Below are 720 nucleotides of genomic sequence, written 5' to 3'. Positions count from 1 at the left end.
CAAGGTCCCGTAGTGTAGTGGTTAACATGCCTGCCTGTCACGCAGGAGATCGCGGGTTCGAGTCCCGTCGGGACCGTCTTTGTTTAAAAATTATGACAACCCTATATATTTTGGTTGCTTTCTTGGTAGAGACGAGCATCAGCATCATCGAGTTTGCTGCGAGTTACCTCGACGCATCAAGCATCTTTGAATCAGCTGGTAGAGGAAGAGGCATAGAGCAATCAATGAGCGAGTTAAAAAATAACATATGGCTCGGTAGCTCAGTCGGTAGAGACGAGCATCAGCATCATCGAGTTTGCTGCGAGTTGCCTCGACGCATCAAGCATCTTTGAATCAGCTGGTAGAGGAAGAGGCATAGAACAATCAATGAGCGAGTTAAAAAATAACATATGGCTCGGTAGCTCAGTCGGTAGAGCAAAGGACTGAAAATCCTTGTGTCGGCGGTTCGATTCCGTCCCGAGCCACCATTCGCCGGCTTAGCTCAATTGGTAGAGCAACTGACTTGTAATCAGTAGGTTGCGGGTTCAAGTCCTGCAGCCGGCATCTTTTCTTTTGCTTGAGAGTATGCAAGTGTGTGCTTCACTAAGGACCTCCATGAGCCATACGCTCAGTAACGAGGAATACATCTTCGAGTTAACTGCGAGTTACCTCGACGCACTCGGCATCTTTGAGTCGGCTGGTAGAGGAAGGGACATCGTCAAATATTTGAGTGTATACCAA

3 tRNA genes are annotated in these 720 nt (G+C 47.9%); all 3 read left to right on the top strand.

Annotated elements, in window-relative coordinates:
* Positions 1 to 3 precede the first annotated feature (3 nt).
* Positions 4 to 76: transfer RNA gene (locus B4113_RS11385), tRNA-Asp, on the top strand.
* Between the two features lie 315 nt (positions 77 to 391).
* A tRNA-Phe gene (locus tag B4113_RS11380) sits at positions 392 to 467 on the top strand.
* Positions 468 to 470: 3 nt separating this feature from the next.
* Positions 471 to 543, top strand: a tRNA-Thr gene (locus B4113_RS11375).
* The last annotated feature ends 177 nt before the right edge of the window (positions 544 to 720 follow it).

This window comes from Geobacillus sp. B4113_201601 (assembly GCF_001587475.1).
Lineage (GTDB): Bacteria > Bacillota > Bacilli > Bacillales > Anoxybacillaceae > Geobacillus > Geobacillus icigianus.
Note: the sequence above shows the minus strand (reverse complement) of the source record. Positions and strands in the feature narration are given on the sequence as shown.